The organism is Shewanella chilikensis, assembly GCF_037953065.1.
GTDB lineage: Bacteria > Pseudomonadota > Gammaproteobacteria > Enterobacterales > Shewanellaceae > Shewanella > Shewanella chilikensis.
The window spans coordinates 4,210,509-4,224,277 of record NZ_CP149966.1 but is presented as its reverse complement, the minus strand read 5'-3'; the positions used below and the strand labels follow the sequence as shown (position 1 = coordinate 4,224,277).

Sequence of the window (13,769 nt, the reverse complement as noted above, 5' to 3'; positions counted from 1 at the left end):
TGTTACTCCTCATCACTCAGATAAAATGCAGCTGTTGGCTCAACTTCCCGTAGTGATCCGGGGGTAGACCATTGGCCTTCGTTATCAGTACCCGACGTTTTCAACAAAACCCGGGCATTGTTTGGTGGGCGCTCACCGCTTTTTAGCCAAGAGTAGCGCAGCAGATCATCTGCATAGTGTGCCCAATCATCACGGCTGGACATCAGGCGATTGTTAACCAGTTTGGCGTTTTTCTTACCAACCAAGTCTGCCGCGCGCAGCGTGATATCGGTGATCATTAGATCTGTACCGGGTAATGCTGGGTCAAAGTTTTGCGCATGTACTTCTCTCGCCATGTTCTGGCCGCCCAGACGCTGCATGGCGGCAAAGGCGCCGCGCAAACCGCGATCCAAGGCGCGAGATGAAAAAGGCGTAACACTGATGGCTTCCACATATCGGTAAAGCGCTGCATGGTAGCCTCGGAAGTGTTCGTAATGTGAAAGATCACGCGCACCCAGCCAGTTGTACATGGTGATAACCAAGCCTGGGTGTTTACGACCTACTCGGCTGGTTGCCTGAATGTATTCAGCGGTGCTCTTAGGCTGGCCAGTTACGACCATGAGACCTAAGCGGTCAATGTCTACACCCACCGATATCATATTGGTGGCCAGCAGCACATCGACTGGATATTGCTTGCCTTGCTCGCGCGGGAACTTGTTATCCAGGCGCTTTAACAAGCCAGGGATACGCCAGGAATCCAGTCGGCTGGTCAGCTCATCGGGATCATTGATGTAGCGTTGTGGGAACCCGCGCTGCTGGGACAGATAGCGCAGGCGCTTCTTGATGTCGTCTTCCACCAGACGACGAGCGCCACCCAGTGCACGCAGACTGTTGAAGTAGCCAACAACTGTTGCGTAAGGGTCTGCGGCTTCATGGTCACGCGTAATTTCGGCTTCACCCGCTGCCAAAAGCGCTGCATAAACACGTACCAACAAGGTTTTGGTACTTGAGCCAGGGGCGTTCAATCCGACATAGAGGCGACCGGCTGTTTTGTCGTCATCCTCTTTAATTTCCTGCTCTTTAGCAAAAAAGGAATCTTTGGATGACAAACCGCTGGGAGGAAAGATCGCTAGATCGCGGTTGTAGAGCTGACGAATTTGCTCGCGAGCACGGCGAATGGTTGCTGTGGACGCAATAATCTTGGCTGGTATCGAAACACCGGTTTCAACTTCAACCCGAGTTAGAAAATCTACCGCCGTCTCGTATAGGCCAACCATGGTACCCAGTGGGCCAGAGATCAGGTGCAATTCGTCTTGAATAATCAATTCTGGCGGCACTAACCGACGTGCAGGCTGATCGTCTTTAACGACACGCTGGTTTGGCTTTTCACCATGCCCAGGAGTTAGATGTCCATAGGTTGGACTGTATCTATCTCGCAAACCGAAGAGTGCCTGAGTCTCGCCTTTAAAGGGCATACGAGCAAATTTGTCCACGGTGGCAATGACCAATGACGGACACTCGCGATAGATTTCGTCATCGACAACAACAACTGGCAAACCTTGGTCATTTGACTTACGTGCACAGAATTCGCACTTTGGATTCGGGCAGCGAACAAGTGTTCTTAGCCGCGCATTATCAAAGTCGTAAGTTTGATTTTCCGGTTTTCCTTGCGGAGTAACCAGCGAGGTGCCGCAGCGAGGGCAAGACACTAGCTGAACCGGGCTGCCATCGCGTGGTTTTTTACCTTCGTCTAAATCTTCCAGCGCCTTTCCAGATGCTTTGGCATCGTTTGGCGTTGTAGCTTTACCCACCCAAAGGCCAATTTTAAAGGGCTCCTGCCCCCACTTTTCAGGGTTGCTCTTGCGCACCAATTCACAGACGCAGATCAGTGCCGTAGCTCGTTGAAACTGCTGAACCGTGAGTAGGCGCAAGGTATAGCGCATGATGATGGCAACGCCAGCGCTGGAATCCAAGCCGTTGACATCGCCGCGCAAGCGCCGATAAGCCAGCGTAAATGCCGCGAGCCCAAGATAGGCTTCGGTCTTACCACCCCCCGTTGGGAACCAGAGCAGGTCAACAAGTTTTCGATCTGCTGCAACTTTCTCACCAGCTTTGGGTTTATTCACCATGCTGGCAATATTAAGCAAGATAAATCCCATCTGGAATGGACGCCAGGTGCGGTTGTTAGGCTTGTCGAAGTCAGCCGGCGTGCCTACGATTTCCCCCTTATCACGGTTTCTACCTGCCCAAATCGCATGAATACGCTGATCCCACATTACGTAGTTGGCAAACAAAAATGACTCAAAGGCATTTTTCTCATCTCGAATGAGTTCCAAGCCTTCGCGCATTCTTCGAGCGGCGTCCTCGCAGGACTCAATAAGCACCTTAGATGTGTCAATATTTTCTGGTGTTGAGTTAAAGGGGGCATTCTTCGCTTCTGCTTTTCTATCGGCTACCCATTGCTCGTAGGCCACCAGCAGCGGCTCGATAGCCTGGAATAAATCGTTGGGCGTTGCACACTTGCTTAGCTCCAGCATATCCAAGTTAAGACCGGAAATAGCGCCACTTTGGGCTATCAGGCTGGGTACTTCGAAGTTTGGAATGAAATCGGTAAATAATAGGCTGGCACGGTCACGGGTGACGTTAAGACCATCCCATCCTGCGGCGACCCCATGACCGGTAGCGAATTCTTTGGCATCCCGATAGAGCAGATTGGCAGTCGCAACTTCAGGATCTTTGGATATGTCTTTATCAAAATCTTTAGCGATAAAGATCGGCCCTTTATCAGCCCCAAACACCTGAAGTTTTGGTTGCATTAACCATTGTTGATCTTTTGCTTTGTCGGCATCGTCACCTTTAGGTCGGCGGTTTACCAGAAACAGACTGACCGCCTTGGCACCATCAATATGGTGAACAACACCTTCCAGAAATACCTGGCAATCTCCGTCGCCACCTTCTCCTGGTCGCCTAAAGCCATCCGGAGTAATTGTAACTGACGCGGGTGCATTGGATTTTGATAAGGGAATCGGACTCAGCTTGCCAATTTGATCAACAGGTATGCCCTCTACTAAAACGGCCCGCTGATAGCGTTGCCAATAGGTACCGCCTTCAGATTCATCTTTTTCGCGGCGATAGTCGCCCCAGGCAGCATTGGCATTGATGGTTTTGGTTTCCTGCGAAACCAGAAAAGACAGCCCCATAGAGGAAGGGCTAAAGCCTACAATGAGCGGCGGTTGTGGTTCGTGTTCTCCCCCCTCATCATCGTCATTTCCCGCAGCCAGTTCATCTTTTTCGTAATCGGGAATTTCAGACTTGAGGGGAGCCAAACGACCTACGATATATCGAGTAGTCGGAAATTCATTAATCGATTCGTCAACTGTCGTTGGCCCCATTAACTCCCGCTCGATAGCTTCTAGAATTCGTGAGCGCGACTCTCGCTTGCTGCTGTCAGGCATTGGCTTGTTCCTTTTGTTCGCGTTTTTGGGCTCCTGGGCCTTTCCCTGTTCCCGGGTGGGCATCGTGAGCTCCACTTAATGGCAAGTACTTTTTAGGGACTGCTTTTGGGGTTTCCGGTGGTGGGCAATCGTTTCGCTTTTCAGGAATTAGTTTCAATTTTTTGCGAATGCGCTCACCAAAAAACTGCCGGCGAATTTCCAAACCCAAAAACTCTCCAATTGCAGGGGGGACCGCATTACCAATCTGCATGTGTGCAGCACGTCGGTCACCAGCAAACTGGTAGTTATCCGGGAAGGTTTGCAGGCGGGCGAGTTCTCGAACTGAAAGCAGTCGTCCTTTCCAGTGGAAGGGGCCTGTTGCTGGACCAGGCTGAGCCTGAATAGTCCAGCTTGGTTTGTCTTTCGCAAGTTTAAGAAGAAAGGACCAGAAACGGGTTCTCCAGCCAAACAAGGGAAGCCCACCCATTTTCTCGGTATGCCAGAGATAGTTTTGGCCTTCAGGAATCGTTGGTAAAAGATCAGCCCATTTACCCGAGGGTTTAACCTCATCCAACCAAATATCGACATCCAAATCGCCAATCGCATCCCATGCGGTTAAATGCGGTTGTCCTCTACCCTGCAGCTTCTCAGGTGAAAAATGCGTTGGTGCTGGCAACTTAAACGGCTTTCCATCTCGATTGGCGACTATAAACACACGTTCTCTCGACTGAGGAACGCCATAGTCTGCTGCATTTAGAGCAATTACGTTTGGTTGGTAATTAGTCTTCTTGGCTCTATTAATATTGTTCAGCTCATTTACTAAAAGCTGTAATCCTTCGTCTTTATCGGAATAAGCAATGCCTTTAACATTCTCCAGCAGTATCACCTCTGGCTGAGCCTCTCGGACAATATCCAGATAGGCCTTCAAGGTTTTGGCCCTTGGATCTGTTAAACGATCAGTATCACCTGTCACCCAATACCCAGACTTTGAAAAGGGCTGGCAAGGAGGCCCACCCGCAAGCAAGGATAACTCTCGAGGCTTCAAACCCGCTTGCAGCAACAATTCTTGGGGAGATAATGCATGAATGTCGCCGGGTGTTGCATGTTTCCACTGTGGATTGTTTAAAGTAAGTGTTTGCTGTGCTCGCTCGTCAATTTCTACACACAAACGGACATCAAAACCAGCTGTAGCTAGTCCCACATCAAATCCACCAGCGCCACTAAACAATGAAATTAGTGTTATTTTTCTATTAGTTATCGGCACTTTTCTTAGAATCCCTGTACTCAAACAACTCACCTACAGTTACAGATAAGTACTCACATAATGCATTAACTGTTTCAAGCTCAATCCGTAAAGAAGTTTCATAATACATGCGAGATAAAGTCCCACGATTGATACCGGTATCCCTAGCAACATCTGCAATTTTAAGCTTTTTCTCACCAAGAACTCTTGATAGATGACACTTTACCATTGAAAACCCAAGTCGCTCTTCAGGAGAGCATAATAACACCTAAAGAGCCAAAATATGCTTTAGCGAGGCATTATTTGGCAGTTTTTCGAAAACTCTGCCAATAAACTGCGGCTTAGATCGAGTCAGCTTCATGGAAAATTCACGCGACTTTACAAGAAACTGCGATTCCAGCCCAGACGGACGGACTGCAGATACAAACATTGCTAACTTCTAAGCCCGCAATGAAGTGCTATAGAATCCAACTAAAGAAACGTTCCCCTCATAAATAGCCTGAATTTCTTCCTTTGTGTTAGCTCATCCAATCACCAATTTTCCATATGCAACATATTTGGTAATAGACTGTTTTCCATATTAAAATATCTGCAACACATTAATTCTAGCAAACATGGCACATCTACAGAGGTTGTGCAGCCTTATTCAGGGAAAGAACGGTGGCATCGAATTACCAGGTAATTTGCGAAGAAAACAGAGAGAACTACGGAAAAAAAGGCGCCCAGAAGTCCGGTAAGCTTGCGGCTGAGCTATACGACGACCGTACGCACTTCATCTTCGAGCTTTTGCAAAACGCCGAGGACGCACTCGGACGACGTGGCGAATGGCACGGTTCGCGCAAGGTTTCGTTCACTCTCACCTCTAACCGCTTGACCCTCTCGCATTTCGGCAAGCCGTTTGACGAAGCCGATGTACGAAGTGTCTGTGAGATATCTGAAAGTACCAAAAACGAGTCCTCCATCGGTCGATTTGGGCTCGGCTTTAAATCTGTCTACACAGTTACTGATCTTCCGGAAATACACTCTGGCGATGAGGACTTCGCCATTGAGAACTACGTCTATCCAAAGAGTTTGGAGCGTTTGCCACGCGCAGCGGACGAGACGCTAATCATCTTGCCTCTGAGACCAGAAGACGCAAACGCTGCCCATGACATCACTACAGGTTTTCGCCAATTGGGCCCCAGATCGCTGCTATTCCTGCGTCACATAGAGGAAATCAGCTGGTGCGTCGAAGCCGACTCGTCCGGATTTTATCGACGTCACATCCCCGAACAGCTCGGTCCCAATGTCCAACGCATTAAGGTAGTCGGCAAAGAGGGCAATGAACAAGCAGTTGATCAAAACTGGCTGGTATTTCATCGAGAGGTATTTTCCGAAAAGGGCCACAGAGTAGGACGGGTGGAAATAGCATTCTTGCTGCTGGCAGTGAACGACTCCCCCGGCCACTGGAGTGTGCAGCCCCTGGCCAAATCACCACTGGTAGTGTTCTTTCCTACTGTGGTAGAGAGCCATCTTGGTTTTCTGGTGCAGGGACCATACAAAACCACGCCAAGCCGCGACAACATTCCTCCCGGTGAGCCATGGAACCAATATCTGGTTAAGGAAACCTCCTGTCTTCTGATAGAAGCTATGTGTTGGATGCGCGACAACGCAATGCTGAATATTGCGGCAATGCGCTGCTTACCACTTGACCGCGAGAAATTTCCCAAAGATTCGCGATTTGCACCAATGTTTGACGCCGTCCGACAAGCGTTTCTGAACCAAGAACTCCTTCCAACGTTTACCGGAAAGCATGTCACCGCACTTCAAGCCAAGTTAGCGCGAACACAGGAGTTACGTGAGCTTTTTAGCCCTGAACAAATTGCAGCGCTGTTTAATATGGAAGTAAGTGCTTGGCTGTCTGGTGAAATTACAAAGGATAGAGCACCTGAAATTCACGATTATTTAACGAGCGAGCTCGACATTGAGGAAATCACACCGATAAAGCTGGTGCGGAAACTAACTAAGTCGTTTCTTGAAGCGCAGACAGATGCATGGGTGTTGGCCTTATATGAATACCTTAGCGGCCAGGAAAGAACTCTTCGCAGCTATCTTGCTACAATTCCAATCATACGTCTTGATGACGGAACTCACGTCTTCGCACATGAGAACGGAAAAGCAAAGGCATTCCTTCCCAGCACCATTGCCACCAGTTTCCCAACAATGCGCCGTGCAGTCTGTAATACACCAGAAGTGCGTGCTTTTCTTGTTTCACTGGGCATTACTGAACCAGACCCCGTGGATGATGTTATCTGGAACATTTTGCCAAAGTACCAAGAACAAGAGTTGGATGTGAACGTGGATGTCTACGCTGCTGATATCGAACGCATATTGGCAGCATTTAACACCGACTCATCAGAACGAAAGGAGAAGCTTCGGTCTACTCTGCGCGATACCAACTTCGTTATGGTAGTAGATACTGGCACTGGGCAAAGCTACCGAGCCAAGCCTGGAGAGACTTACATATCCACCGACCGCCTGCAGCAACTGTTTGCAGGTGTACCCGACGTCTGGATCGTAGACAACAACTATGACTGTCTGCGAGGTGAAGGCATACGTGAGCTCTTGATCTCATGTGGTGCCAGCCGCTACTTAACTCCTCAGGCAATACCTTCACGTCTGGATGCCTCCAAGAAAGAACAGATTCGCAGAGAAGCTGGCCTTGAGCGTGCCAGCTGGCAAAGTCTACCGCAGGACTTTACCCTCCGTGGGCTGACCCAATTACTGGCATTCTTACCCACATTGAAACCAGAAGAGGCTTCGGCACGAGTAAAGGTACTGTGGGAGGCATTGGCTGATTTAGAAGTTCGTGGGGCCGGTGCCTTCTATGGCACCTACAAATGGGGCTATTTTCATGAGACAAAAATCGCTCGATTCGATGCTGCCTTCGTCCAGATGCTCAATCAAGAGAGCTGGGTACCGAATGCTAACGGCAAACTCGTACCTCCCGGGCTCGTCGTATTCGACACCCTTGGCTGGAAGCCAAGCTCGCTCCTGCAGACCAAGATCATCTTCAAACCGCCGCTCATCGACCAGCTGGCCAAGGAGGCCGGAATCGACCCGGCCATTCTTGATCTGCTGAGAAGAGACCCCACTATCGTTGCTGAACTGGCTTCGCGACTGCACACAAATCCAAACCCAAGTCCAGCGCCAGAAGCGGAGGCAGTTCAGCCATCCGATGAAGACATTTACGACGATCAGAGCGAGCATCCCCGCAATGACGCCACAGGAACAGGAGTGAGAACTGGTGGCCACGGGCACACAGGTACTTCACAGAGTGGCGTAAGGGGAAATGTAGGCGGCCACGGCGGCTCCAACAGGCACAGCTTCAACGGTAACAAAGAAGGTGAGCACGGTGGTTCGGGAAAGAGAACTCCCGGTCACACAGGCGGACGACCATTCATATCCTACGTCGGTGCACACCCTGATGATAATCACGATAATGATGGCGTCGACCAAGAAACAAGGATGAAAATTGAAGCGAAGGCAATTGACCTAATTATCAGGCAGGAGCCAACACTGAATCGCACCCCTGAAGGCAACCCGGGTTTTGATCTTTTCGAAATTGATAGTAACGGAGAGTTGTTGCGATGGGTCGAAGTGAAAGCAATGACGGGTACGTTAGAAGACCGCCCTGTTGGCCTTTCACACACTCAATTCAACTATGCCCGCGAAAAGGGTGAAGCATACTGGTTATATGTTGTTGAACGAGCAACCGATCCGATGCATGCCCGAGTGCTCAGAATTCAGGATCCAGCAGCCAAAGCTCAAACATTTACTTTCGATCATGGGTGGCGCGAAATCGCTAGTGATTAAATGTTCAATTGAATCTTGGGAGATTTCGTTAGCAACCAGTAGTGTAACATTACCCAACACCTTGATCTAACAAAAAATCATGGATACTGACCAATAGTTTTTTTGGGCTCCCAGTTCTATTTCTAAGCCGGGGCCCTTATACGCATATTACACTTCTTCAACCCATGACATCAAACGGGGGGCCAAGTTTCACGGTTCTAGAAATGTGAGCTTCATTGTGGAATGTCAACGAAAACCGGATTCCGTATTTGAAGGGAAGTTTAGTTTGGAGTTGAATTTTCGAGTACCAATCACTGCGAAACGCAATTCAGAGAAGAAAACCACATAGCTAAGCCGAGCTTGATACTGAATCAAGTTGGTACAAAAGCTCTGAGAAGGAAATGAACTTAGCTCACTTCAGTTGAGGGGGTATACTTTAAAAAAACGCTCTAAGAAAGAAGCACTTGATGCCCCACAAGCGATGCAAACAGCCTCCAACTCCAAAATCCTCAGTTGTCGCTCACCACTTTCATATTTAGAAACAAAGCTCTGAGGCTTGTTGAGTCTTTCCGCAAGTTGAGTTTGGCTAAGCCCGATTTACTCAGGAGTTGCTGTAATGGATAGATACGTTCGATATTTGATAATTAGCTTTGTCTTGATGTTTGTCATGGTGCTGGTAACAGTATTCAACAGCCATGTCTCTGTTGGTTTTTTGGGATGGTTGGCTTTTTTAGTTTCTGGCACTTTGCTTACCGGCACAGGAGCTTTTATAGGGCGCTTGTTTCTGGACTTTGTCAGACCCGATATTTACCTAACCACCGGCGCAGTAGACGCTTTTTACAAGCGCGTATTTTGGAGTATCGGCCCTCAGTTTATCGGTGGCCTTATTGGTTTTATGGCAACACAGGGGTTTATGTCCAATGTACTAGGATACGCCCGGTTCAGTGGATAAAGCCGAGATTCGGTCAAATATGGGAAGAAGGGAATTGTCAGGTGCTACTGACAATTCCCTTCTTCCACTTGTTTAAACGTTACCTACGCCAAGCCTTCATCCCGGTCTTCAATTCGTTCAAGAATCCACTCTTCTACTTCAGCGCCAACCCAAGCCACAATTCTCGGTCCAAGCTTCACAGGTTTTGGGAAGCGTCCCTCGCTAATGTAGTTATAGATAGACGAGCGACCTAACCCTGTACAATCCATCACCTGCTTCAATCGTAATAGTTTCATGATGAGCTCCTGTAATTGACTCATCACATAAGCGCTGTCAGTAATTTTTAACTTTTCCGCATCCACTCTGCAGCCCACTTTTCGAAACATTTTCAGATATATATCACCCCTGTGCATAAACCAGAGTCATCATCAAGGAGGCGATATGCACAGAACCATTTCTGCACCCAGCAACAATTGGTCTCACACATCCAGTCAAATCCTCGAAACCGCTGCCGGCATCATCGCCGAGCGCTATGTTCGAGGTGACGTATTCACCAACCCAAGCGCAACCATGGACTTTCTGCGCTTCAAATTGCATCAACATGAGCGCGAGGTATTCGCGGTCATGATGCTGGACAGCCAACACAGATTAATTGAGTTCACCGAGCTGTTTTACGGCACGATTGATGCTGCCAGTGTTTACCCCAGGGAAGTTGTTAAAGCGGTACTGAGCTGTAATGCAGCGGCAGTTATCCTCACTCACAACCACCCTTCCGGCGTTGCCGAACCTTCTCAGGCCGACAGGCGTATCACCGAGCGGTTAATCAACGCTCTCAGTACCATAGATGTGCCGGTGCTGGATCACATTGTGGTGGGCGACCAGTGTGTATCGTTTGCCGAGCGAGGTTGGCTGGAGGGAAGACGCCATGATTGAGTTTACCGACAGCTTTTCGCAGGCTGCGGTGGCTGAAGCCTGTCAGGCATTCCCTGAATTGCGAGCGTATCTACTCAGAGAATTTACCCTGCCCACGTTCGAGCGACCGCTGAATGACACTGGCGAGGAGATTGGCGCTCCCCAGGTGATGCCATTAACGTCACTGCGTAAAACCGTGTTGTATGTGTCTCACAAAGATATGGATGGTCACATTCCCAGGGAAATCGGCTTTTGTCGCTACCTGCAGCGCTGCGACACTTACGGCGTGCCGTTTGGTCCTTGGCTTAAGGTGATCAACGGCTGCTATTTCAATCACGGCTCCAATACCCAACCCAATTGGAGCGCCCACAGCTGAACCGCAAGCCTTTTATTTATCCCCCTGCCCGCTTGGCATTCCACCAAGCGGGCTTTTTGTTTTTGGAGAATCGATATGAACATTATCCAGTACCAGGCACTGACTTTACCCGCCGACTTTTATGAACTGCTAAAGATGCATGCCAAGGACTATCAAACCCAGGAAGCCCGCTTTATCACCCTCAATTTTGCCGATCCGGATTACAACGCCGAGCGGGGTGGCTTCCATCCGGTGGAGATAGGTTTGAGTCGTCAGGGCGATGCCTGGGCACTCAGCTACTTTACCGACTTCGCTTTCTATGGTCGGGTCATGCCGGAATTGGAGCGGGAGATTGACGTGCATTTTCAGGCTCAGGAGGCTTACAGCACCTTCTACGGAACTCGGCCTCTGCGGGAAGTCGCGGGGTTGGTGCAACTGCTGCTCAAGAACTTCCTCAGCTATGTCGCCATCGACGCTTATGTCGTCAAAGTGCAGGCCCACTGAAGTGGTTCTCAAAAAGGTATTGTGGGAACTAGCAAACCCAGGCCCGATAGGGGTTGGCAAGAGGCTGGTTCCCATATTCATCAAATAGCCAAATGAGGGAACTTCACCATGAAAGAAGTCGAGGCGGTGAAAAGCCGCGATACCATAAAGCTTATCAGTTATCTGCTTGAGCGTCACTTTGGTCAGCAGATGGCTGATATCTGGAATATCGGTCTTAATCTGGCACTGCGGATCTCTGATCTACTGGCGATCAGATTCAGTGACATCCAAGGTGACAGGCTCAGCATTATTGAGCAAAAAACCGGTAAAAGAGCCGATATCAAACTCAACGCCAAAACCAAGGCTTTGATCGACGCTATCCGCCAGCGTCACCCTGACCACATCTATCTGTTTCAATCCTACCGTAGCCAGCAGATGCAAAATGCAGCGCCTAAGCCGCTCAGTCGTCGAGCCGTGACCAAAGCCTTTGCCTTCGTTGGTGAAGACATCAGGCTTACGTTAGGGACCCACTCAATGCGTAAAACTCGCGGTTATCACTTGTACCAATCCTGCAAGGATATTGGCCGAGTGATGCGTATGCTCAGGCACCAATCGGAAGCGGTCACGCTGCGTTACATCGGCATTACCCAACAACAGATAGACCGCGACTTTATTGAACTGGAAATCTGACCCCAAACCTTTCCCACTTGAGAGCAGTTGCCTAAAAGGGCACTGCTCTCTTTTTATTTGGAGTACAACATGAAGAAATTCAAAGCCGGTGATCATCTGGTTACCAATATTGATCCACTTGGATTGACTGAACACCATGGTCTGTGTGTTGGCCATGATCAAGTTATCCATCAACGTAAAGATGGTTTTGTTGAGCAACTCAGTCTGAGTGAATTCTCGGGTGGGGCCAAGGTTCGTCGCAAAGTGATTGCATATGATAGAGACGGTGCTGTGGAGCGAGCAAAGAGCTTACTCGGTTATCGGCCCTATCACCTGCTCAGCAATAACTGTGAACACTTCGTCAACTGGTGTATCGATGAAACAGAAACGTCCAATCAGGTCAGTAACAACCTCCATTTCACCGCACAAGTAACCGCACGAGCCGGATTGCTTGGCAGTGCCGCTCAACGTGTCGCACAAGGGAGCCTGGCCAATATTGCCCTTGCATCAACAGCAGCCAAAGCCGTCGGTGAATACATTGGGTTACCGGATGCAGTGAACAGGGCCATTGGGACTCCAGGCGATTTGGTAGCCAAACCACTTGAGACTTTTATCAATGGCACCTGTGAAACACTGAGTACGTCCTCCGGGCATTTAAGAGCAGGAAACTATAGTGAAGCTGCAACATCACTCGTCAAAGGTTCATTGGAAACGGCTGTAGATTGCACCATAGTCAAACCCCTTGAAGTTACCGGAGACGGTATTGTGGCAATAGTGGATGTTGGTAGGGATATCTGGAGCTGGCTACGCTACTGATATTTAAGCAGTCAGGCGCGAATGCCCCTGACTGCTTAGCCATTACCCCATGAAAATCTTCTGACTGCTACCAAAGTGGCGATTACCATCACCTATGTATTTTGTTTCTTTCTTCGCCAAATAACTAAGACGATTCATCCCTGCATCATAATGCATCACAAAGTCTGCTGCATTTTGATCTAGCCAGTACACACCATTTTGACAGATATGCACTAAGCCAATGGCATATTGTACATTCAGCCCAAGTGCACTAGCCCATGCCCCAAAAATACGGTTATATGTATTGTCCTCTCCGAGCACCTGAGTGCCAAAGGTGAATACCGCATCTTTGTTAAAAACAAAGGCCACGTGGTAGTGCCAATTCCCTGTACCGTCAACCTGCTCTCGACACCATATGTAACCGAAACCAATCGGATGGACTGAAGCACGTCTATCCTTCCAAGCCCTTAAACGACTTTTAAATGCCTCGATAAAACGAGAGATTACCGCGGTGTCATCTGATTGAAGGTAGGCTGGGAAGCGTAAATCAAATCTAAGAATCGTAACCCGCGTAAATCTCGCTAAATGTCGGTTCACCACTGCATGGATTGAATTGAGATAGTCGTTAGATAGATCGTACTTGCCTGCAATAGAAAAGCAGGTGTTAGTGTCAAAGCCTTTCATGGATATGTCCTTGTGTTTAGTTAGTTCAAACAACGCGTATAAACACAAGATGAACAGGTACTGTAATTTTAAACTTACAATCATCCTCCCCCTGACCAAGGAGAAATAACCTACAGCTAATATATTACTATACCGAAATGACCGTTATCAGTTGAGCCTGGGAAATTTGAACTTATTAATGCTATTACATAGCCCTTTTATCGCACCAGTACTCTGGAGTTAAGGAAGGTGCGAATAAGTCCTCGTGACACTCTGGCTTACACAGCAATTGGCGTTCAAGGCATCTGACTGAAGGCATGCCGGGGCCTGTCGAAGTCGGATAACGCAGAGAGCCGGTTGCTGTGAAAGCCTCGAAGGGCGTGGCTTACAGGCCTGCCTGCGGTGTTGTGCTTCTTGCAAAGGACTAGGGCCATTTGCTGCGAACCACGCCTTGCATCCAAGCCAGTAAGC

The 13,769-nt window shown here is 48.9% G+C and carries 13 protein-coding genes; 7 read left to right on the top strand and 6 right to left on the bottom strand.

The features are described from left to right. Positions 1-2: 2 nt before the first annotated feature. The 3 genes from drmA to WKR14_RS18940 are packed head-to-tail and all read right to left on the bottom strand — an operon-like array spanning position 3 to position 4,885. Positions 3-3,434 (bottom strand): DISARM system helicase DrmA, encoded by a 3,432-nt coding sequence (drmA, locus tag WKR14_RS18950; protein WP_339087093.1) that lies wholly within the window; start codon positions 3,432-3,434, stop codon positions 3-5. Continuing rightward, the gene (locus WKR14_RS18945) at positions 3,427-4,701 is read right to left on the bottom strand and encodes a DNA (cytosine-5-)-methyltransferase (protein ID WP_339087092.1); all 1,275 of its coding nucleotides are present in this window, start codon (positions 4,699-4,701) and stop codon (positions 3,427-3,429) included. The genes drmA and WKR14_RS18945 overlap by 8 nt, the downstream gene beginning before the upstream one ends. Next, complete coding sequence (locus WKR14_RS18940; protein ID WP_339087091.1) at positions 4,664-4,885, bottom strand: helix-turn-helix transcriptional regulator; 222 nt, start codon at positions 4,883-4,885, stop codon at positions 4,664-4,666. Before WKR14_RS18940 ends, WKR14_RS18945 begins: the two co-directional genes overlap by 38 nt. Before the next feature lie 431 nt (positions 4,886-5,316). On the opposite strand from WKR14_RS18940, the gene WKR14_RS18935 reads away from it, so the two are divergent. Continuing rightward, a complete protein-coding gene (locus WKR14_RS18935; protein WP_339087090.1) occupies positions 5,317-8,511 on the top strand; it encodes a sacsin N-terminal ATP-binding-like domain-containing protein in 3,195 nt (1,064 codons plus the stop codon). Between the two features lie 396 nt (positions 8,512-8,907). On the opposite strand, the gene WKR14_RS18930 is transcribed toward WKR14_RS18935, so the two are convergent. Then, positions 8,908-9,087: a helix-turn-helix transcriptional regulator gene (locus tag WKR14_RS18930; protein WP_339087765.1), complete on the bottom strand. Its 180-nt coding sequence runs from the start codon at positions 9,085-9,087 to the stop codon at positions 8,908-8,910. A 19-nt stretch (positions 9,088-9,106) separates the two neighbouring features. On the opposite strand from WKR14_RS18930, the gene WKR14_RS18925 reads away from it, so the two are divergent. Then, positions 9,107-9,442: a hypothetical protein gene (locus tag WKR14_RS18925; RefSeq protein WP_339087089.1), complete on the top strand. Its 336-nt coding sequence runs from the start codon at positions 9,107-9,109 to the stop codon at positions 9,440-9,442. An 83-nt stretch (positions 9,443-9,525) separates the two neighbouring features. On the opposite strand, the gene WKR14_RS18920 is transcribed toward WKR14_RS18925, so the two are convergent. Further along, positions 9,526-9,783: a helix-turn-helix transcriptional regulator gene (locus WKR14_RS18920; RefSeq protein WP_420884221.1), complete on the bottom strand. Its 258-nt coding sequence runs from the start codon at positions 9,781-9,783 to the stop codon at positions 9,526-9,528. A gap of 79 nt (positions 9,784-9,862) precedes the next feature. Between WKR14_RS18920 and radC the strand changes: the two genes are divergently transcribed. The 5 genes from radC (at position 9,863) to WKR14_RS18895 (ending at position 12,656) form a co-directional block, all read left to right on the top strand. Further along, entirely contained in the window at positions 9,863-10,354 is a 492-nt protein-coding gene (gene radC / locus WKR14_RS18915) for a RadC family protein (RefSeq protein ID WP_221051610.1), read from the top strand. Continuing rightward, positions 10,347-10,709, top strand: coding sequence for a hypothetical protein (locus WKR14_RS18910; protein WP_339087088.1), 363 nt, complete (start codon positions 10,347-10,349; stop codon positions 10,707-10,709). Before radC ends, WKR14_RS18910 begins: the two co-directional genes overlap by 8 nt. 75 nt (positions 10,710-10,784) lie before the next feature. Further along, positions 10,785-11,192: a DUF2787 family protein gene (locus WKR14_RS18905; protein ID WP_339087087.1), complete on the top strand. Its 408-nt coding sequence runs from the start codon at positions 10,785-10,787 to the stop codon at positions 11,190-11,192. Between the two features lie 108 nt (positions 11,193-11,300). Beyond that, positions 11,301-11,861, top strand: a complete 561-nt coding sequence (locus WKR14_RS18900) for a site-specific integrase (protein WP_339087086.1) — start codon at positions 11,301-11,303, stop codon at positions 11,859-11,861. A 69-nt stretch (positions 11,862-11,930) separates the two neighbouring features. Further along, the gene (locus tag WKR14_RS18895; protein ID WP_025888119.1) at positions 11,931-12,656 is read left to right on the top strand and encodes a lecithin retinol acyltransferase family protein; all 726 of its coding nucleotides are present in this window, start codon (positions 11,931-11,933) and stop codon (positions 12,654-12,656) included. A gap of 42 nt (positions 12,657-12,698) precedes the next feature. Here WKR14_RS18895 and WKR14_RS18890 read toward each other — a convergent pair whose 3' ends face one another. After that, positions 12,699-13,319 (bottom strand): inovirus Gp2 family protein, encoded by a 621-nt coding sequence (locus WKR14_RS18890; protein WP_208142395.1) that lies wholly within the window; start codon positions 13,317-13,319, stop codon positions 12,699-12,701. Between the last annotated feature and the right edge of the window lie 450 nt (positions 13,320-13,769).